This is a genomic window from Odoribacter lunatus, from assembly GCF_943193135.1.
GTDB classification, from domain to species: Bacteria; Bacteroidota; Bacteroidia; order Bacteroidales; family Marinifilaceae; genus Culturomica; species Culturomica lunata.
This window is the reverse complement of the sequence record NZ_CALPCZ010000035.1, coordinates 1-20416: the sequence shown is the minus strand read 5'-3', so window position 1 is coordinate 20416 and position 20416 is coordinate 1. Positions and strand designations below refer to the sequence as shown.

Below are 20416 nucleotides of genomic sequence, written 5' to 3'. Positions count from 1 at the left end.
ATCAGTTAAGAAGGCAACAATAATACTCATAAGTCACTGATATAAATCATAATATAACTCTTATACATGCTTAGTAGGCATGTGAAACAAATGAGAGGTGGAATTAAGGGATATGATTTTTGTCAGTAGAGGACGAAAATAGAGTTTTTTGTATACAGTAACTAAAAATTGAATGTGATGTATGATGAAAAGGTAAAAGGCAATAGGAGGTACAACTATTGTAAGACGCTGTTTGTCGTGCTGGTGACTTATTTTTGTATGAGTTCCGGGGCATACGCCAATAATGTCCGCTTGAATGGAACGGTGAAAGTGACGGATGTTTCGGGCGGTGTCGCTACGCTGGAATTGGATTTGACATGGGAAAATTCATGGAGGGATAATTTTAACTGGGATGCGGTGTGGCTTTTTTTGAAAACGAAGCCTGCTTCCGGTGCCTGGTCGCATGTTATGTTGCAGGATGTGACGCATTCGGCGACGAATGGGTATGTGGTGATGAACGGAAAGAACAGTAGCGGTAATGTGGTGGGGGTATATGTTTTTCCGGGAGCAAATGGTACGACGAAGAATGTATCCACGAAGGTGACTTTGAAGTGGGCATGCGGCGGAGCTTACACCAAGACGACGTTTGACAATAATCAGGCTTTTATTCTGGCACAGGGGATTGAAATGGTGTATGTTCCTTTCGGAGCCTATTATTTGGGTGACGGGGCAAGTACCGATGCACTTTGTGCTGCCGACGGCAAGCCGTTGGCCGTGAACGGAGAGGGGGCGATTACTACGATTTCCAAGAGAGCTGCGGACGGGTCGGTAAGTGCTGCGGTTAATAATTTGCCGGCGAATTATCCGAAAGGTTACGGTGGTTTTTACGTGATGAAGTATGAGACGAGCCAGGAGCAATATGTTACTTTTCTGAATACGCTGACACGCGCGGAGCAAGAGACGCTTTTGGGGGCTTCCCGCTTGGCTGCATTGTCGACGGGACGTTATGTGTTCGGAGATTCGTTGCGTCCCTCTTTCCGGAACGGGATTATTTTAAGCGGGAAAGTTGCGGGACAACCTTATATATTTGATAATAATCTGAATGGAAATACAAAATACGGTGAGGACGGCGATGGCCAGTGCATTGCCTGCAATTATATGTCGTTGAACGATGTGTTGGCTTATGCTTCCTGGGCGGGTTTGCGTCCGATGAGTGAAATGGAATACGAGCGTGCATGCCGTGCTCCTTTTCCGCAGGAACCGTTGGCAAAGGAATATGTATGGAATAGTAACGGAGGGATGACGAAAGTGACTTCGATTAGTGCCGGAGGCCGGGAGACGGAGGTGGCCGGTAATTCGAGCGCGAATGTCAACAGCGGCAATGTTTTGCCGGTGAATGACCGTGGTCCTGTCCGGTGCGGACTTTTTGCACGCAGTACTTCTACGCAGGTTGCTGCGGGTGCTACTTACTGGGGTGTGATGGAAATGGCGGGCAATGTTCGGGAACTCGTTGCTTCTGTTTCCCACACCTCTTTAAGTCGCACAACGAATGGCGAGGGTGCGTTTAATACGGCTTTGTGGACAAGTACGCCGACGTTGTATGGTCACCGTGGCGGGAGTTTTGCCGGTGCGGACAATTTATTGTATACGTCCGACCGTAGCGAGATGACAGCGGTTGCTTCGGTGGCAGAACGTGACAGTACGGTGGGGTTCCGTTTGACCCGTACATTGGATGCGGGGAGTGCATCTGTGAATCCGGGTACGATTGCCTTGAGTGCTCCGCTTTGTCCGGATGTGGAGAGTACGGTTTCTGAGACGGCAGCTGCGAGTGTGACGGGAGTGTCGGGTACGTTCCCGCTGACTTATACGTGGAGTTACAGTGTAAACAACGGGGCGACATGGACGGTGATAACCGGAGCTACGGGGAATACGTTGAAATATTCGGCTTTTGAGGCGGGTAAAACGTATTTATTCCGTCGTACGGCTGTCTGTGCGTTGGGTGAGGCTTATACTCAAACAACAGGTATTGCAGTGACGGCTCCGACTATAATAAATAGTGTAAGCAGTACGACAGACAATACATGTAAGACAACGTTTACTATTTCAGCTTCGGGAGTATCGTTGAGTTATCAATGGGAGAAAGACAGTAATCCTATTTCTGGAGCTACAGCTACAACTTATAAAACAGGTGAAGATGGAACCTATCGTTGTGTGGTGACAGGAACTTGCGGGTCAAAGACATCGGATGAGCAAATAATAAATACGCAGTTGCCGGGAGACGGTATTTTGATAGATGGTCGTGATAACAAGAGGTATAGGACGCGTGTTTTAGCAGATGGGCATGAGTGGATGATAGAGGATTTGAAATTTGGAAATTGTAGTAGTTCGTCTTTTGCTGCTTATTATCAGAAATCAGTGCAAAATCAGATTGCACCGAATGTGTGGGGTGTTTGTATTGCAAGTACGGTGGAAGGTGCTGGGTATTTATATAATTGGCAGGCGGCAATGAATGACGCTAATGCAGTATATAATACAGCGGGTAATCCTTCAGGGAATGTAAATGGTAATAGTCCTGTTCAATGGCAGGGTATATGTCCTGATGGTTGGCATTTGCCGAGTGGAGGAAGTACGGGTGAATTTCAACAGTTGTATACAGCTTTAGGAAGTGCGGTAAATCGTATTTATCCAGGGTGTGATGATTTTCGGGGTGTTTTGGGAGGTCGCGGCAATCACGGAGGTACTGTTAACGTAAATGGGTACGGCCACTACTGGAGTGGTACGTGGATTAGTGCTACCCACGCTTACAGCATGACTTTCAATAGCGGGGCTGTCTACCCACAGAACAATACCAATAAGTATTGGGGGTTTGCGGTGCGCTGTGTTAAGAATTATTGATTCTTGGGTTCTTGGATTAGTTTGAATAATATATTGAGTTCTTTGTTTTTTGAAAATGGAGGCCTTTGTGCTGGTGGGATTGTGTGAAGCGAGGGCGTCCGCGACTGTAGAATGGAATGTGGGGGAAAAAGCTTGGCTTCGGCTGCCCGTTATTCGGGCAGCCGAAAAATACAGCGAGGATTCCGGTAGTATCCGGATGAGTTTTGCCGTAGTAGGCAAAACTCTCGAGTGAAGCGGTTACTATTAACGAGTGAGGGGTGTTTTGGGAGGCTATGGCTATCATGGAGGTACAGTGAACTTGAGTGGTTACGGCGATTACTGGAGTAGTACATGGAGTTCTACTATCTCCGCTTACCTCCTGAGTGTCAATAGTGCTACTGTGAATCCACAGTACAGTTTCTATAAGTACTGGGGGTTTGCGGTGCGCTGTGTTGAGTATTCGGAGTAGGGTAGAAAAATGATTCCGGTAGTGTCCAGATGTTTTTTTCCGCAGTAGGAGATTTTCTCGAGCGAAGCGATTACTATTAACGAGTGAGGGTGTTTTGGGAGGCTACGGTGCAGGAGCGAGTATTAGTAGTGCTGGGGGTGTCGGCTATTGTTGGAGTAGTACCTTTCTTAGTGCTATTTATGCTTCCAGCTTTTATTTGGGTGGTTCTGTCAGTCCGCACGGTGAAAGTCACAGGTATTGGGGGTTTGCGGTGCGCTGTGTTAAGCATTCGGAGTAGAGTGGAAAAAATGATTCCGGTAGTATCAAGATGAGCTTTTCCGCAGTAGGAGATTCTCTCGAGCGAAGCGATTACTATCAACGAGTGAGGGTGTTTTGGGAGGCTACGGTGAAAGGAGTTCTACAGGTGGGCACGGGAATGGTTATTATTGGAGTAGTACGTGGCGCTCTACTGCCCGCGCCTACGCCTTGTACTTCTATAGTAGTGTAGTCAGCCCGCAGAACTACGACTACAAGTGGGACGGGTTTGCGGTGCGCTGTGTTAAGCATTCGGAGTAGAGGGGAGAAAAATGATTCCGGTAGTATCTAGATGAGCTTTTCCGCAGTAGGAAACTTTCTCGAGCGAAGCGATTACTATCAACGAGTGAGGGTGTTTTGGGAGGTGCTGGTATCGGGAGTTCGTTTAGCGGTGCTGGAAGTTACGGTCACGCTTGGAGTAGTACGAGTGCCAATGCTGCTTCGGCTTACATGTTGCGCTTTAATAGCGGTAGTGTCTGGCCGCAGTGGGCTAGCGATAAGTGGACCGGGATTGCGGTGCGCTGTGTTAAGTATTCGGAGCAGAAGGGAGAAAAAGGATTCCGGTAGTGTCCAGATGAGTTTTTCCGCAGTAGGAGATTCTTTCGAGCAAAGCGATTACTATTAACAAGTGGGGTGTTTTGGGAGGTCTTGGGCAGGGGAGTTCGGTTGGCGAGGTAGGTTATGGTCGTTATTGGAGTAGTACGTTAGTAGGTCCGGGTAATGCTTTTCGCCTGCGGTTTTCTGCTAATGCAGTAGACATAACAGGACTACCTAAATGGTACGGGTTTGCGGTGCGCTGTGTTAAGTATTCGGAGTAGAGGGGAGAAAAAGGGATTCCGGTAGTCACAGGATGGGGTCGGTCACAGCAGACGGATTTCACGAGCAAAGCGGTTACTATCAACGGGCTAAGGTGTTTTGGGAGGCTACGGCAATGGTGCGAGTATTAGCAACGCCGGGAGCAACGGCAATTATTGGAGCAGTACGCCTTACAGTGCCACGAACGCTTATAACCTGAACTTCAATAGCGGAGCAGTGAACCCACAGAACAACAATAGCAATAAGTGGGGTGGGTTTGCGGTGCGCTGTGTTAAGCATTCGGAGCAAGGGAAGAGAAGGATTCCGGTAGTCACAGGATGGGGTCGGTCACAGCAGGCGGATTTCACGAGCAAAGCGGTTACTGGCAGAGAGTTGGGGTGTTTTGGGAGGCTACGGTAGCGGGAGTAGTGTCAGCAACGCGGGTAGCGGCGGGTACTATTGGAGTAGTACCTACTATAATACCTACGACGCGTACCGCATGAGCTTCAGCAGTGGCGGCGTGAACCCCCAGGGCAGCTACAACAAGAACGACGGGTTTGCGGTGCGCTGTGTTAAGCATTCGGAGCAGGGAGAAAAGGATTCCGGTAGTCTCAGGATGGAGTCGGTCGCAGTAGGCGGATTTCGCAAGCAAAGCGGTTACTGGCAGAGAGTTGGGGTGTTTTGGGAGGTCACGGCAATCACGGAGGTACTGTTAACGTAAATGGGAACGGCAACTACTGGAGTAGTACGTGGATTAGTGCAACCAACGCTTACAACATGAATTTCAATAGCGGGGCTGTCAACCCACAGAACAATAACAATAAGTATTGGGGGTTTGCGGTGCGCTGTGTTAAGCATTCGGAGCAAGGGAGAAAAGGATTCCGGTAGTCTCAGGATGGAGTCGGTCGCAGTAGGCGGATTTCGCAAGCAAAGCGATTACTGGCAGCGGGTTGAGGGTGTTTTGGGAGGCTACGGACAAGGTAGTTCCGCTAACGTGAATGGGAACGGCAACTATTGGAGTAGTACGTGGAACTCTAATACCAACGCCTACAACTTGAACTTCAATAGTAGTGTAGTCAACCCGCAGAACAACAACAACAAGTGGAACGGGTTTGCGGTGCGCTGTGTTAAGGATTGGGAGTGTTGGAGTAACGGAATAATGGAATAGTGGCGGGAGACGCAGAGTCGTCATTTTTACGGAAATGGCGAGAGTCGTATCCGAATTCAGTAATCCACCGGAATTATTTAATATAAAAGACAGGAATATGGGAATGTTTTATGAATTGCCGGTATATAAGGCAACGTACGATGTGTTGGTGGAGTTGTACCATTTGGTGCAGAAGATGCCTCGCGAACATAAGTTTTCGCTGGGCGAGAAGTTGAAGGAGGAGTGCATGGAGATTTTTTTGGAGATATACCAGGCGAATACGGTCGCCGATAAGGGAGAGTATTTGAAGCGGGCGACGCTGCATTTGTTACGGTTGAGGGTGATGTTGCGGGTATGTAACGATTTGCGGCTGATGAATATGGAGCGGTTTGTGAAGTTGAATGAGAAAGTGGAGAGCGTGTCGAGGCAGTTGAGCGGTTGGGTGAAGAGTGAGAGAAAAGGTTGAAATAGTGAAATGAGTGTTTCGGTTGTATCAGGATGGAGTCTGCCGCAGCAGGCGGATTCCGCGAGCGAAGTGATTACTGTAAACGTGTTGGGGTGTTTTGGGAGGCAACGGTAACGGGAGTAGTGTCAACAACGCGGGTAGCAACGGGTACTATTGGAGTAGTACCTACTATAATACCAACAACGCGTACAACATGAACTTCAACAGTGGCGGCGTGAACCCCCAGAACAACAACAACAAGAACAACGGGTTTGCGGTGCGCTGTGTTAAGTATTCGGAGAAGAGGGAAGACGCGGAGTCGCTGTTTTTACGGAAGCAGTGAGAGTCGGTTCCGAATTCAGTAGTCCACCGGACAAAGATTGAAAGGTTAATTTTAAAATGAAATAATGGTTAAAGAACGGGATCATCGGTTGGTGGCGGATTTGTTCCGGGCTTATTTCGATGCCAGAAAGAATAAACGTAATACGTTGAATCAGCTGGCGTTCGAGTTGGAGCTGGAAAAGAATCTGTTTAGGCTGTATGATGAGATAGTGAATCGTTGTTATGTGCCGAAGCGCAGTGCGGCTTTTGTGGTGGAACGGCCGGTGAAGCGGGAGATTTTTTGCGCTGATTTTCGGGACAGGGTGATTCATCACCTGTTGTTTAATTATTTGAATCCGGTGTTGGACGGTCGTTTTATTAACGATAGTTACAGTTGCCGGGAGGGGAAGGGCGTTCATTACGGACAGCAGCGTGTGGCGCGGGCTATGCGGGCTTGTTCGGATAATTTCACGCGGGAGGCGTGGATTCTGAAGCTGGATATACAGGGATATTTCATGGAGATGGACCGGGGGTTATTGTATGAGAAGCTGCGCCGTCACATGGAAAAGCCTTCGCCGCATTGGGGCGATACGGATATGAAGCTGGTGGATTATCTGGTGCGGCAGATTGTTTTTAATAATCCGGTGACAGGATGTCTGATTCGCGGGACGATGAAGGATTGGGAGGGGCTTCCGCCTTCCAAGAGTTTGTTTCATTCGCCGAAAGGTTGCGGACTCCCTATCGGGAATCTGACGAGCCAGTTGTTCAGCAATGTGTATCTGCATGATTTTGATACATGGATGAAATATAACCGGAAGCTGGAGTTTTACGGACGGTATGTGGATGATTTTTATGTGGTGCACCGGGATAAGGAGTTTTTGCTGAATTTGCGGGAGGAGGTGCGCGAATATTTAAGAAGGGAGGAGAAACTTACGTTGCATCCCCGTAAGTTTTATTTGCAGCGGGTAGAGAAAGGGGTGTTGTATCTGGGTATTGTGATAAAGCCTTATTACCGGTTGCCTGCTTCCCGGACGAAGGCTAATTTTTATGAGACAGTAAGAAAATGGAACAGGCGTTCAAGTGACGGGAAGGAGTTGAGCCGACAGGAACGGGAGAAGTTCCGGGCGCAGATGAATTCGTATTTCGGTTACTTGAAACATTATGATACGATGAATTTGCAACGCAATGTAAAATATAATTTGATGAACTATCATTTGTTGGATTTATGGGAGGAAATGAGGAGTGAGACAAGATTGAAAGCAACAAAAACAGAAAGACCATGAAAGGTATAAGATTTGTGTTATGTGCCGTTGTGCTTTTTTCCGGAATTTGCGGAGAGGTTTTGGGTCAGGTAAAAGAGAAGTATTTCGGAGGAAGCGTGGACGGTTTTGCCCGTTCGGCAGTGAATTTCGGTGTAGGAGTAAGCGCTACTCCTTCAGAAGTTTGCGAGAAAGAAAGAGTCGTATTTACCGCTACGTTACGGGCGGGTGACGGCGGGCCGTATTCGTTCAAGTGGTATCAGGACGGTCGTTTCGTTTCGGATTCTGCTTCTTTTACGAAAGTATCCGTGGGTTTGGCGGACGCAGGGAAGTATTATTGCGTGGTGTCAAACCGGTCGGGGCAGACGGTGTATTCCGATACGCTGACTTATGTGGTGCATGCGATACCGACGGCTGTGATTACAGCACCGGCGCAGAATGCGAAGATTTGTTACGGCGATACGTTGAGGCTTGAGGGACGGAGTAGTGTGTCGGGGGCAGCTTTCAGTTGGAAAGGGCCGGATTTGGTAGGGAATACGAATAGTGCGACGGCGAAGGCTTTTCCGAAGGCGGACGGTAAATATGAGTTGAAAGTAGAGGCGGACGGTTGTTCTGCCATAGATTCGGTGAAAGTGCGTGTGGTACACCCTACGGTGGATGTGCCGTTTGTTTTGAATGTAGCGGAGGGTGCTACGGTGGCGATTACGGCGACGGATGCCGGAGGAACGGCTATCAGTCCGGCTACAGGGCTGGCATGGCGTACGAATTTGGCTACGGCGGCGGGAGCCAATGTGAATCCTTTTTCGGTCAATGTTGTGGCGGGATTGGAGACGGTGTATGTAAGCTATACATTGGAAGGCTGTGTCGTGTATGACAGCGTGCAGCTGAATACGAAGGGGAGTGGTTCTTTCTTTGGTGGGATTAATGACGGTTTTGCCCGTTCGTCGGTGAATTTCGGCGTGAAGTTGGTGAATTTTCCGATGGAGCTTTGCGAAGGAGTGGATACGGCGTTGAATATGCAGGTGGTTTGCGTGGATAATCCCGCGGACTATAAAGTAGAGTGGTTTAAATTGTCTCCTGCGGGGAGTCTCGGGACGACGGGCCGGATTGTATTGAGCCCGCTGACGTTGGCGGATTCGGGAAGTTATTATTGCCGGGTGACAAATAAGGAGGGGATTTCGGTTTATTCGGATACGATGCACCTGACGGTGAATGAAGTGGCGGTGGCTACGATTCAGTTGCCTGCGGAGCGGGTGAAAATGATTTGTTGGGGGGATACGCTACAGGTTATGGGAAGCAGTTCCGTGCAGGGAGCGAAGCTGAAATGGTACGGGACGAAGATTGTGGGACCGGATACGGCGGCTTTGACCAATGTGGCTCCTTTGGTGCAGACGGATTATATTTTCCGTGCGGATAACCGGGGCTGCTGGACGGAAGATACATTGACTGTCGGTATAAATCATCCTTTTGTAGATATACCCTTTTTACAGAATGTGACGGAGGGTTCTTCTTTGCAGTTGACGGCGGTGGATAGTGCGGGGAATACGTTGCCGCCGACGGGATTGAGCTGGCGGATTAAGCCTTCGGCTTTTGCCGGGATGAATATTAATCCGCTGACTTTGCCTTCGGTGGAGAAGGATATGGTGGTGGAGGTGACGTTGTCGGCAAACGGCTGTTCGGCAACGGACAGTACGATTATTCAGGTGAAAGGTGCAGGTTCTTTCCACGGCGGCTTGCAGGACGGATTTACACGTACGTGTCTGCCTCCCGTTATTTTAGCTCAGCCGTATGCCGGAGAGAATCAGTGCGTGACGGCAGCGAAGTCATTGGAGTTGAAGGTTGTGGCGGAGGGTACCGGTATTGCTTATCAATGGGAGAAGTGGGATGACCGGGAGTCTTGTTTTAAACCTTTTGTTCCTTCCCATAGCGGCGTGACGGGCGAGAATTCGCCGACGCTGACGTTTAAGACGATGCAGGACCGTGATAACGGGATGTATCGTTGTGTGCTGAACGGACAATGCGGTGAGGAGCTGATTACGGATACGTGTACCGTATCGGTGAAAGGGGAGCCGGTTATTTTATCGGGTATAAATGTAGACCGGGATATGTGTGCGGGGTCGGGGGCGTTTGAGTTTAATGTGATTGCACGCAATTCCGCGGGAACGGGTACTTTGCAATACCGTTGGTATAAGAATACTCTCTCCAACCGGATTTCTGCCGAAGCGGATACTTCGCTTAATTATTATAAGTTGAATATCGGACCGACGGGTGCGGAAGAGGGATTGTATATTGTGGAGGTGAGCAATGCTTGCGGCTCTGTGTATGACAGCGCCTATTTGCCGGTGATTGTGCCGCCTAAGATTGTAGATCAGAGTGTGGATGTGAAGGCTTGTACGGGAGGAGAGGCGGAATTTTGGGTGAAGACGAACCGGGATGAGCGCTATCATTATGCGTTGTATGAATTGACGGATTATCCTTCGCTGGCGACGAAACGGAAGATTGCGGAGAGTTATATGAATAAGTTTGTGGTCAGCGGTGTGACGAAGGGGGGATATTATCAGATTAAAGTGTATCATCCGTTTTGCGACAGTACGTTCAGTAATGATATGGTGTTGCATATAGAGTATCCGATTACGGTAAACGGAATCAATTCGGATACGACACTTTGTACCGGAGAGTCTTTGACTTTGAAGGCGGATGCTTCGACACAGGGTACGGAGCCTTTGTCTTACCGGTGGTTTAAGGATGGGGTGCCGCTGGGCAGTGCAACCAATTCCAATACGTGGAGATTGCCTTATTTGACGTATGAACGGGATACGGTGTATTATTATTGCGAGGTATCCAATACGTGCGGTACGGTGCGTAGTGCGAATGCGGCGGTTGCCGTGAAGCGTTATCCGGTTATTGCTTCGGGACCCGAATTGTTGCCGGAGTATTGTGAAGGCGATACGCTTCGTGCTTCGGTGGTGCTGGTTAGCAAGCCGTCGGAGGTGGATAGTATGCGTTGGTTTTATCAGGGTAAACGCCTGACGGATGTGGCGGGACATATTTCCGGAACAACGAGTCTGACGCTGGAGATAGACAGTGTCCGCATCGGTGATGGTGACGGTTATTATTATTTGGAGGTTTATAATAGTTGCGGATTGACGCGGAGTATGCAGGTACGTTTCACGCTGCATGAATTGGCGCGTTTCGTGAAAGGCCTGGATGGAGTCAGGCTGTTGATGTGTGACGGGGATAAACAGATGTTGGCGGTAGAAGCGACGGGCAGCCAGCCTATCCGTTATATCTGGACACAGAGCGGTACGATTGTGGCGGACGGGTATTCCAATCGGCTGGAGGTGGATGCTTCTAAGGTGAGCAAGACGGAGACGTTTATTTGTCATATTCAGAATATGTGTTCCAAAGGGGGTGAGTTGACGGAGGCTTATGTGACGACGAGCCGTCCCGATGCGTTTGATTTCAGTGGAGGGGGGACTTATTGCGAACGTGACGGTGTAGGTGTGGAGGCTTGTTTGCAGGGGTCGGATACATCGGTGCTTTATCACTTGTACAGGCAATCCGGCGGAGAAGTGGCGGCTATTCACGGAAGGGATGTTCTGCCTTTGACGGGACCGTTGTGCTTTACGGGTATATCGGGTGCGGGAACGTATTATGTGGTGGCTGAGGATACGAATGGTTGTACGGCTGTGATGCCGGGAGTGGCAGAGGTGATAGAAAAACCGCTGCCGAAGGATTTTTCACTGGTAATACGTAAACAGTTGTGTGAAAATACGGATTCCGCTTTGGTGGAATTGATGGAAACGGAGTTGGGTGTTGTCTATGATTTGTGTGAATATAACGGTACGGATTGGGATACGATACGTGTGGCTCCCTGGCCTTGGGCCGGAACAGGGGCTCCTTTCGTTTTCCAGTTGACGCAGGGTGAGTATAAAGTGGTGGCAAGGAATGTGAATACCGGATGTGTGCGTGACCTTTCGGGTGCTTTGACTATTACGGAATATGCCGTTCCGCAAGTGTGTGATTTGTCGTTTTGGATGAATGACAGTATTTATTGCCGGAATGCGCAGAGTGATGTCCGTTTGGAGCAGGCTTGTTTTGAAGGGGGATGTACTTACCGGTTGCAAAAAGACGGGGAGGATTTCGGCGTGCCGGTTACTGCCGCACCGGTTTATTGGACGGGTCTGGAAGAGGGTGTTTATAGTGTGAAAGTTGTAAACAGCTGGGGGTGTGAAACAGAGTACGGAAGCAAGGAAGTAAAGGCGCAGGATCCGCCCGCCCGCTATACTTTGATAGGACAAGCGGCTTATTGTGAGTATGACAAGGATAGCAGTTGGATTGAATTGGGCGGAAGCGATTTGGGCGTGATTTATTCGTTCCGTTATGCGCCCGGTTTCGTGTATAAAGAGGTGGCCGGTACGGGAGGTAATATTTTCCTTCGTGTGCCTTTGATTGAACGGGATTATTATGTGATTGCCCGGGATACGACGCGGGAACATTGCGAGATTGCAATGTATGATACGGTGGAGTTGCGCATGAGCCGTCTGAATGTGACGGCGGTTTCGCCGGTTTATGTGAATTACGGGGATACGACTGTGTTGAATATAACGGTGACGGGGGCTGTGGGGAATGTGGTTTATGAGTGGACGCCGGTGGATAAATTGAAAGATGGCGAGGACGTGAAGGAGGATCCTGTGACGAAAGCTATGACGGAGAGTACTTTGTTTAAAGTAAAGGTGACGGATGCAGCCGGATGTCCCGTGGAAAAAGAGGTGTTGGTGACTGTTATCGGCGGCGATTTGGCGGGAGGAATTGCGGACGGAGAGGGGCATCCGGTCGATACGGTACAGTTGTGTGCGGGGGATATGCTGGATTTGAATGCGTTGGTTTCCGGTGGGGCATGCAACGGTGATTATACGTATGCCTGGAGTGACGTGAATGGTCCGTTGGCGGGAGGATTGAAGTTAAGTCCTGTGAGCCCGGTAAATGATACAAAGATATTTTTGCATGTGGATTGCGGTAATGAGTCGTTGGATGATACGGTGGTGGTATTGGTAAATCCGGTAGTGCCCGTTGATACGATAGAGGATGCCGGTATGCGTTGTGTTGCTGCCGGAAAACCGTTGACGGTACAGTTGAACGGTAGTATGGCGTCGGCTTATTATTATTTGCAGAGCAGTACGGACCGTGTTACCTGGACGGATGTGACGGATTTGGTCGGTACGGGCAGTGTATTGAGTTTTGTTTTGCCGGATGCGTCGGCTTATTACGGTAAGTATTTGCGGATTGTAGCGCAGGTACCTCATAAGACGGCGGACGGCGGATATTGCGAAACGAAGATGGTGGGAGAGTTGGAAGTGCTCCAGGCTCCGGCGGAATTTAATCTTTCGGATGGCTGGGCTTATTGTGCGGATAGTCCGGTGGATAGTGTGATTGTGATGGATGGCAGTGAGCAGCAGGTTACGTATTATATGGTTCTTTTGGAAGAGGGCGTGAAGTTTACGAAAACCGGTACAGGCAGTGCGTTGAGGTTTGAGCCTGTGACGAAACCGGGAAATTATGTGGTACAAGCGGCTTTGGGACGTTGTATTACTGTGATGCCGGATACGGTTGAGGTGGTGGAGAATCCAGTGCCGGGATTGGACAGTCTGGTAGGTGCGGGAGAATATTGTAAGACGGAGTGTCCTGTGACGGTAGGTATTCGCGGAGGTCAGGCAAACGTGGAGTATACATTGGTTTCTTCTAATTCCGGTTTTGTTCCGCTTGTATGGACGGGAACCGGTGACCATACTTTTGTTACGACTCTTTGTGATACGGGACGTTATGCGGTGGTGGCCAAGGATGTGCAGACGGGTTGTAGGAAGGAGTACGGGCAGGTGGTGTTGGCTGAAGCTCCCGGAGAACTGACGGTTAGCGGTGGCGGTGAGTTTTGTGCGGACAGTACCGGTTTGTCTTCGGGTGTATGTGTATTGTCAGCACAGAGTGGTATATTTTACGGATTATATAAGGTTGCATCGGGAGGCAATGATTTTATTGATACGTTGCGTTTGCAGCAAGACGGCAGGGCATGCAGTTTGAAAAAGCTGGAGGCAGGAGAGTATGTGGTTGTCGGCAAGGTCGGACAATGTGAGCGGACAATGCGGGATACGGTGCATGTTATCCGTTATGAGCTTCCCGGTATCGGGACGTTGATAGGTGCCGGAAATCATTGTATTGATTCTTTTGTTACAATCGGTATTACGAAAGCGGAAGATAAGGTGCGGTATACATTGGTTTGTGATAATCCGGGCTTTACTTCTGTGATTCGTACGGGTACGGATACGTTGATTTTCGGGAATTTCTCAACGATAGGGACTTATCGGGTGGAGGCTTACCATACGGTTACGGGGTGTAAAGCCGTGTATGATTCGGTGGTATTGGCACCTGCTCCGCAGAATGTCGGAGTAACGGGTGGTGGCGAATTTTGTCCCGACAGCAGTAATTATTTGACGACATCGGTTTGTATAGCTTCTCCGGAGTCGGGTATAACTTACGGACTGTATGTCAAGGGTAATCAGAGTACGGCGTTGGGTACGTTTGTTACTCAAGCGGATGGCAGTCTGTGTAATCGTATTTCTTTAGGAAAGGGAGATTATGTGGTGATTGGAAAAGTGGGAAATTGTGAGAGAGTGATGGAGGATACTGTGAAAGTGTTGGATAAAAAGCTTTATGATGACAACGGGAAGGAGGTGACGTTGAAGTTCAGCGGAAACGGGTGTGTGGATAGTACGGTTGTTTTGTATATAGAAACGGCTCCCGCTCCTTATGAGTTCCAGTTGTACCATGAAGGGGTTGCTGTAGGAAGTGTGAAACAGGGTACGGGAGGACGTCTGGAATGGGATATTTCGCCGGCAGCGCTTGGAAAATGGAGTGTGAAGACTGTCGTGGATGGTTGTAAAATAGAATTGAGTGCGCCTGTTGAGATTGAACATGTGCCTGTGTTGCCTGAATTGAAAGGAGATACGTTGTATTGTGCGGGGAATGATGTGATGTTATGGGTATCGGGAACAGAGTCGGATGTGAAGTACGGTTTGTTCCGTTTGCCGGAGGATACACTGGTGATGTCCGGTGTGTTGAATGGTGTGCGGGCGGAATTTTCAGGAGTAACGGCCGGGACGTATTATGTGCAGGCAGAACGGGGAAGTTGTAAGGTGAGCAGTACGTTTTTGAAAGTGGATTCTGTGGCGTTGCTTGCTTTGCCTCTGGTGGAGACGAATGATTGTGTGGAGGCGGGAAAAGGTGAAATGCAGCTTTCGGGTTTGAATAAGGATTATCAATATGAGATAAGCGGGCCGGAGAGTCGGACGATTATGAATTTTGAAACCGACACGGTGTTGAGGAGTTTGATGGCGGGAGTGTATACGGTGAAGGTGTATGACAGGGAGAGCGGTTGTGAGAGTGAAGCCGCGAAGGATACGATACGGGAAGGTGTGCCGAATGATACACTTATTCCTCCGTTTGCTTATTGTAAGGGAGAAAAAATGAAGTTACAGTTAAGCGGCATACATATCGGTGTGACGTATAAGATATTGACGGAGGGCGGCTCTGTTCTTGATACGCTTGTTTATAGTCCTAGACTGTCTTCTCAACCTTTCTTTGCTAAAGAGTATGAAGCCGGGAAGTATAAGTTCCGTGTGGAGAGAACGAGCTTTCCTGCGGGATGTTACCGGGAGGTTCTTTTTGAGGTTGTGGAGAGGAATGTTCCTTCTTCACGGATAGACGTTACCCTGGAGGGTGTTGCCCCTGTGTGTGACGGAAATGATTATCGGGTACGGTTGGACAAAACTTCTGCGGGTGTTTTGTATGTCTTGCAGAAGCAGGGCCCGACGGTTTCTCTGGATACATTAATCGGTACAGGCAGTAGCAGTGTGTTTGCCGATACGATTCGTGATGCGGGCAGTTATATTATTCGTGCGGTGGATTCTTTGGCGGGTTGTACGACGGTATTGGATACGATTTTAACTATTCATCCGCTGCCGGAGATATGGACAGGCGACTGTGAGTATTGTGTTACGGAGGATAGCGGTTGTATGATTGCAGTCAGAGGAATGGACTACGGAGTGCTTTATCGGTTGAATCAGTTAGATACAGTGACGGGACCGGGAGGTGCATTATTTAAGAAGCAGCCGGCAGGCGTTTATGCGGTGATTGCTGAGAATATGACGACAGGGTGCCGGAATATAGATAGTGTAATGATTACGGCTAAGCCGGGTCCGAATGTATATGCAATGGTTCCGGGATGTTATTCGACGGAAGAGGTGTTTGATTTGCAAACGACGGGAAGCGATACGGGTGTTTATTATGTGCTTTATTGTGACGGAGTTGAGGTTTCTTCAAATTCGGTGGCAGGAACCGGTAGTGCTTTGAGTTTCGGGTTGCAGACTGTAACCGGAGTATATCGGGTGAAAGCGATTGCAGATAACGGGTGTACGGTTTGGATGCAGGACAGTGTGGTTGTATATCATCCTTTGCCTGCTTTTGAAGCGGAGGTGACGGGGTCTTTCTGTAATGGAGATACGACCGGGGTTATGCTTTCTTTGAAGAATGCGGTGAAAGGATGGAAGTATTATGTGACGAATGGCTTTAATTTAACATCCGATACGCTTTATAGACCTAACGGCGGTGTATTGGCCTGGAATAAACTTTACAATGGTACTCAACCATCGAGTGTTTTGAACGGAGTATATTATTTCCATGCACTAAGTCCTTGTGGTACGGACGAGGAGATAGGTTCATTGACAGTGAATGGCGATACATTGCCTGCCAAGTTCCAGTTGGTAGATAAACCGCAATATTATTGTGCTCCGGAGAAGTTTACATTGGCGCTTTCCGGTAGTCAGGCGGGAGTGAAGTATATTGTTGAGCTTTACAATTCGTCCGGTAATTTGGCACAGACTTATCCGGCGGTGATAGGGGATGGCGTAAGTAATCCTTTTGTGTTGGGCGAGTTTGACAAGCCCGGTTATTATAAGATAATAGCGGATAACGGTTGTCCTCTGCAATTGGAGTTTTGGGAGGTGAAACCCGGTCAGTTGCCTGAGTTGTGTCCGGTTATAGGGGATGATGTGTGTAGGCAGAGTGATGCCGATTCTTTGTCGGTGTCCGTGTCTTGTCGGGAGAATGGTGTCGATTATTATTTATACAGGGATGTGCAACCTGACGGTTTGCTTGTGGATAGTCTGACTTCTACCTGGCGTCCGAAACCGGAGATGGATTTTATGAAACAGAGTATAATCGGTTGTTATTATGTCATGGGAGTAAATGCCTCAACAGGTTGCCAGCGGGAGATGGAAGGGCGTATTTGTCTGAATGAGCCTGCAAGTATTTACCATGTGGAACCTGTGCAGGCGTTAGGTGATACTTTGGTGATTTGTCGGGGAGCGGATACTTGCATCTGGTTGTCCGGCAGTGAAGAGGGCATGGGGTATGAGTTGCTTCGTGACGGAATGTCGGTGAATAAGGTGACTGGTACGGGCCAGCGTCTGAAAGTGGGACGTATTACCGAGAGTGGGGTTTACCGGGTAAATGCTTACGTATGTGGGGTGATGATGGAGGATAGTGTGGTAGTGAAGGTGTTGGAGTTGCCTTCGTTGTCATTGGAGCCGGAATTACGTTATTGTCAGGGTACGTTGGATTCATTGCGAGTGTTAGCATTTACTTCGGATGCTTTGCAATATAGCTGTTATCGTCCGTCCGGCTCTTTGTTGGCGCAATGTAACGGAATGAGTGACGGCAGTAGTTTCCGTTTTCCGGCAGCTGTGGATGAGGAAGGTTTTTATGTTGTGGAAGTTGTTGATGGAAATGGATGTAAGTATGCCGATAGTACCCAGGTAATCATGGAGCCTTATCCGGATGTGTTTAATATAACTTCTTCCGATGGAAATTATATTTGTCGGGGAAGTTATGTAAGGTTGGGACTGGATGGCAGTGAAGAGAATGTACGTTATCAATTGCGTTTGGCTTCTCCGATGGAAGAGGTATCCGAGCAGGAAGGAACGGGCAGTGCTCTTACTTTCCCGAAACAGATTAAGAAAGCGGGTACCTATTATGTGACGGCAACCTATCGCACGGGATTGGGATGTACTGTGGATTTCGGTTCGTTTACTTTGCAATTGGCGGATACGATATTGCCTTTTGAGGTAGAATCCGTTGTGAACAGCTACTGTGCTACGTCTTCGACACCGCAAGGAAGTCTTCGGTTGAGCGGTAGCCAGAACGGTTTGATTTATTATCTGACCCGTGACGGTAAGTTGCTGGCAGAAACAGAGCGGACCGGAGATGGAGGAAGTTTGTTGTGGACCGGTTTGGAAGGAAAAGAATGTAATGATACGGAGTTAGTCGATGGTTATATTTATCGGATTATAGCGCGAGATCCAGTGAGTGGGTGTGAACGGACGATGTTTGGTTCGGATACTATAGTGGCGGCCTCTCCGATACGGATTATAGCCCGTGAGCCGAATAATGTGGAGATTGAGAAATGTGAGGGTTCGGAAATGAAATTCAGCGTGACGACTACGGGATGCCGTATGACGTATAAGTGGTTGCGGAATGGTTTGACCCTGAAAAATGGAAAAGAGCCGTTCTATAATATTGATAGTGTACAAATGTTGGATTATGGGGTTTATGAATGTGAGATTACGAATAGTTGCGGAACGGTGACGTCACCTGAAGTTACATTGATGGTAAGAGAATTGGTTCGGTTGGAAAATCCGATGCCGGATGAATATGTATGCGATAAAAGCCGCACGAGTGTGATGTTTTCTTCCGGTTTCCGGAATGCAGAAACATATACGTGGTATAAGTTGCCTGATGATGTAACGGAGATAGGACATCGTAATTTTTATGAGTTGACGAATCTGCAAGAATCCGATAGCGGAACGTATGTTGTGGTAGCCAATAATCGTTGTGGAGTGGAGGTACGGGATACTGCCAAATTGATTATAGGAACGAATCCTTCTATTTCCATATCCCGTGTGACGGTAGATACGCTTTGTGCCGGAGAATATTATGCTACGCCTTATGTGACATCGGCAACACCGTTTGAGTGGTATTTGAATGGGGTGAAGTTGGGATATACCGGTCCGCGTTATACGATTGCTTCCGTCAGTGCAGCGGATGAAGGAAATTATTTTGTAGAGGTGACCAATGCTTGCGGAAAATCGGTTGTGCCTGTAAGTTCATTGTATGTGGATGATACTTTGAAAGTGATGAATGTTTCAGGCCCCGAATTAATTCGTTGTCCTTCGGATGGTACAGTAGAATTGAGTATAGATCTTGCTCCTGTTTCGGATCGTACGAAATATTTGTGGCAAGATAAAAATTTGAACGAGTTAGGTACGGAAAGCAAGTTGTTGGTAGGCCCATTTGCTGTTAATAGCTATCATACGTATCGGGTGTGGTTTACGAATAAGTGTTCAACCGGTGCGCATAATTTCCGGGATATAAATGTCCGGGTGCCGGATTCCATAGATGTTGCTGATCCATTGCGTAATGTAACCTTGTGTGCCGATTGTACAACCGATACTGTATTGCGTTTGGGTATAAACAGGACGATGATGGTAGAATATGAGTGGTATTACCGCGAGACAGAAGAGGATGGACAAGGTATGCTTGTGTCTGAGGCCGATACGATAAGTATTCTTAATTGTACACAGAATACCGGATACTATTATTGTCACTATTTTAATCGCTGTGAGTCAAAAACGACTGAAACGTCATGGGTTCGCATAGATACGGTTCCCGTTGTGCGGGAGGTATTATGGCAGGATACCCTTTGCGAGGAAATGAGTTTGAGGGTGGAGGTTTCGGCTACAGGAGGTAATTTGACATATGAATGGCATATTTTGAAAAATGGACGGGATTCTGTCTTTGATACCAATCTTCATGTACCGCAAAGTAGTACGGATTATGGTATATTGCCTATCGTGACGATGGAATTGGATAGTGCATTGATATGGTGTCATGTTTATAATACGTGTGGCGAAGATTGGAGTGATACGATGCTATTGCGGGTATTTCCTAAGAGAGAAGTGGCGATGATACCTTCTGTTGCGACTATTTGTCCTGGTGATAGTGTTAGTTTGCAAATAATTCTGATAACAGGTACGCCGGCTTGGGAATATACGATTCAATTCCCGGATAACAGAGAGAAAACAGTTCGGGTGGCTTCTTCTCGGATTGATACATTGAAAGTTGTTCAGGAAGGAATATATCGAATCGTGTCGATGAAAGATGTTGACGGCTGTATATTAACCAGTGGCTTACCGGAGGTAGAAGTACGCTATAAAGCAGCCTCTTCTTTGATAATGAGCGGCAGTCAAACCGTTTGTTACGGAGATACAGCACGTGTTCGTTTTTCAATAACAGGGGGAGTAGGTCCCTGGAAGATACACGTAGTGGATATTCTTCAAAGCGCATTGGCAGAAGAACTTTGTGGGGACAGTGCTCTTGTAATGACCGGTCGTGATACGGTAATAGCATTTTTGGCAGAAAGGAGTTCGGAGTATAGTGTTCAAGGCTTTTTTGATATGGGAACGGGTTGTAATCTTGCATTGCAGGATAGTACGGTTATCGTGAATGTAGGCGAGTCCGGCCATATAAACTTCAGTGCAGGTCCTTGGTATGTGGGTCAATGTCATAATGTGAATTTGCGTAACGAACTAAAACCCATGTTGAATGATACCACCGCTTTACCTTCTACCGGTCACTTCTTTATCGATGGAATAGATCGCGGAACGAGCGGAGTCATCCTGAAAGCAGATTTGCGAGGCGATAGTTGTTATCGTGTCAGATGC

12 protein-coding genes are annotated in these 20416 nt (G+C 48.2%); 11 read left to right on the top strand and 1 reads right to left on the bottom strand.

The features are described from left to right. Nucleotides 1-177 precede the first annotated feature (177 nt). The 6 genes from NFR61_RS10215 to NFR61_RS10190 all read left to right on the top strand — a co-directional run bounded on the left by NFR61_RS10215 (nucleotide 178) and on the right by NFR61_RS10190 (nucleotide 4434). Nucleotides 178-2874, top strand: a complete 2697-nt coding sequence (locus NFR61_RS10215) for an FISUMP domain-containing protein (RefSeq protein WP_251623712.1) — start codon at nucleotides 178-180, stop codon at nucleotides 2872-2874. A 49-nt stretch (nucleotides 2875-2923) separates the two neighbouring features. Continuing rightward, complete coding sequence (locus NFR61_RS10210; protein ID WP_251623704.1) at nucleotides 2924-3106, top strand: hypothetical protein; 183 nt, start codon at nucleotides 2924-2926, stop codon at nucleotides 3104-3106. A gap of 18 nt (nucleotides 3107-3124) precedes the next feature. After that, nucleotides 3125-3322 carry a hypothetical protein gene (locus NFR61_RS10205; RefSeq protein ID WP_251623702.1) on the top strand — a complete coding sequence of 66 codons (198 nt, stop codon included), beginning with the start codon at nucleotides 3125-3127 and terminating at the stop codon, nucleotides 3320-3322. 307 nt (nucleotides 3323-3629) lie between these two features. Then, nucleotides 3630-3809, top strand: coding sequence for a hypothetical protein (locus NFR61_RS10200; RefSeq protein WP_251623700.1), 180 nt, complete (start codon nucleotides 3630-3632; stop codon nucleotides 3807-3809). Nucleotides 3810-3908: 99 nt separating this feature from the next. After that, nucleotides 3909-4241, top strand: coding sequence for a hypothetical protein (locus NFR61_RS10195; protein ID WP_251623698.1), 333 nt, complete (start codon nucleotides 3909-3911; stop codon nucleotides 4239-4241). A gap of 13 nt (nucleotides 4242-4254) precedes the next feature. Further along, a complete protein-coding gene (locus tag NFR61_RS10190) occupies nucleotides 4255-4434 on the top strand; it encodes a fibrobacter succinogenes major paralogous domain-containing protein (RefSeq protein WP_251623696.1) in 180 nt (59 codons plus the stop codon). 356 nt (nucleotides 4435-4790) lie between these two features. On the opposite strand, the gene NFR61_RS10185 is transcribed toward NFR61_RS10190, so the two are convergent. After that, nucleotides 4791-4991, bottom strand: a complete 201-nt coding sequence (locus tag NFR61_RS10185) for a hypothetical protein (RefSeq protein WP_251623694.1) — start codon at nucleotides 4989-4991, stop codon at nucleotides 4791-4793. 101 nt (nucleotides 4992-5092) lie between these two features. Here NFR61_RS10185 and NFR61_RS10180 point away from each other — a divergent pair, with 101 nt between their 5' ends. The 5 genes from NFR61_RS10180 to NFR61_RS10160 form a co-directional block, all read left to right on the top strand. Beyond that, nucleotides 5093-5299 (top strand): Lcl C-terminal domain-containing protein, encoded by a 207-nt coding sequence (locus tag NFR61_RS10180; protein ID WP_251623692.1) that lies wholly within the window; start codon nucleotides 5093-5095, stop codon nucleotides 5297-5299. 7 nt (nucleotides 5300-5306) lie between these two features. Continuing rightward, complete coding sequence (locus tag NFR61_RS10175) at nucleotides 5307-5579, top strand: fibrobacter succinogenes major paralogous domain-containing protein (RefSeq protein WP_251623690.1); 273 nt, start codon at nucleotides 5307-5309, stop codon at nucleotides 5577-5579. Nucleotides 5580-5676: 97 nt separating this feature from the next. Next, on the top strand, nucleotides 5677-6024 hold the full coding sequence (locus NFR61_RS10170) for a four helix bundle protein (RefSeq protein ID WP_251623688.1): 348 nt from the start codon (nucleotides 5677-5679) through the stop codon (nucleotides 6022-6024). Between the two features lie 386 nt (nucleotides 6025-6410). Further along, entirely contained in the window at nucleotides 6411-7607 is a 1197-nt protein-coding gene (locus NFR61_RS10165) for a reverse transcriptase domain-containing protein (protein ID WP_251623686.1), read from the top strand. Beyond that, the coding region (locus tag NFR61_RS10160; protein WP_251623684.1) for an immunoglobulin domain-containing protein at nucleotides 7604-20416 on the top strand (12813 nt) is incomplete at its 3' end. The genes NFR61_RS10165 and NFR61_RS10160, both read left to right, overlap by 4 nt.

Bases quoted from the DNA above. Each gene is read 5' to 3' on its own strand.
- NFR61_RS10195 (WP_251623698.1), top strand. From the start codon at position 3,909: ATGAGCTTTTCCGCAGTAGGAAACTTTCTCGAGCGAAGCGATTACTAT.
- NFR61_RS10185 (WP_251623694.1), bottom strand. From the start codon at position 4,991: ATGCTTAACACAGCGCACCGCAAACCCGTCGTTCTTGTTGTAGCTGCC.
- NFR61_RS10175 (WP_251623690.1), top strand. From the start codon at position 5,307: ATGGAGTCGGTCGCAGTAGGCGGATTTCGCAAGCAAAGCGATTACTGG.
- NFR61_RS10200 (WP_251623700.1), top strand. From the start codon at position 3,630: ATGAGCTTTTCCGCAGTAGGAGATTCTCTCGAGCGAAGCGATTACTAT.
- NFR61_RS10165 (WP_251623686.1), top strand. From the start codon at position 6,411: ATGGTTAAAGAACGGGATCATCGGTTGGTGGCGGATTTGTTCCGGGCT.
- NFR61_RS10215 (WP_251623712.1), top strand. From the start codon at position 178: ATGTATGATGAAAAGGTAAAAGGCAATAGGAGGTACAACTATTGTAAG.
- NFR61_RS10170 (WP_251623688.1), top strand. From the start codon at position 5,677: ATGGGAATGTTTTATGAATTGCCGGTATATAAGGCAACGTACGATGTG.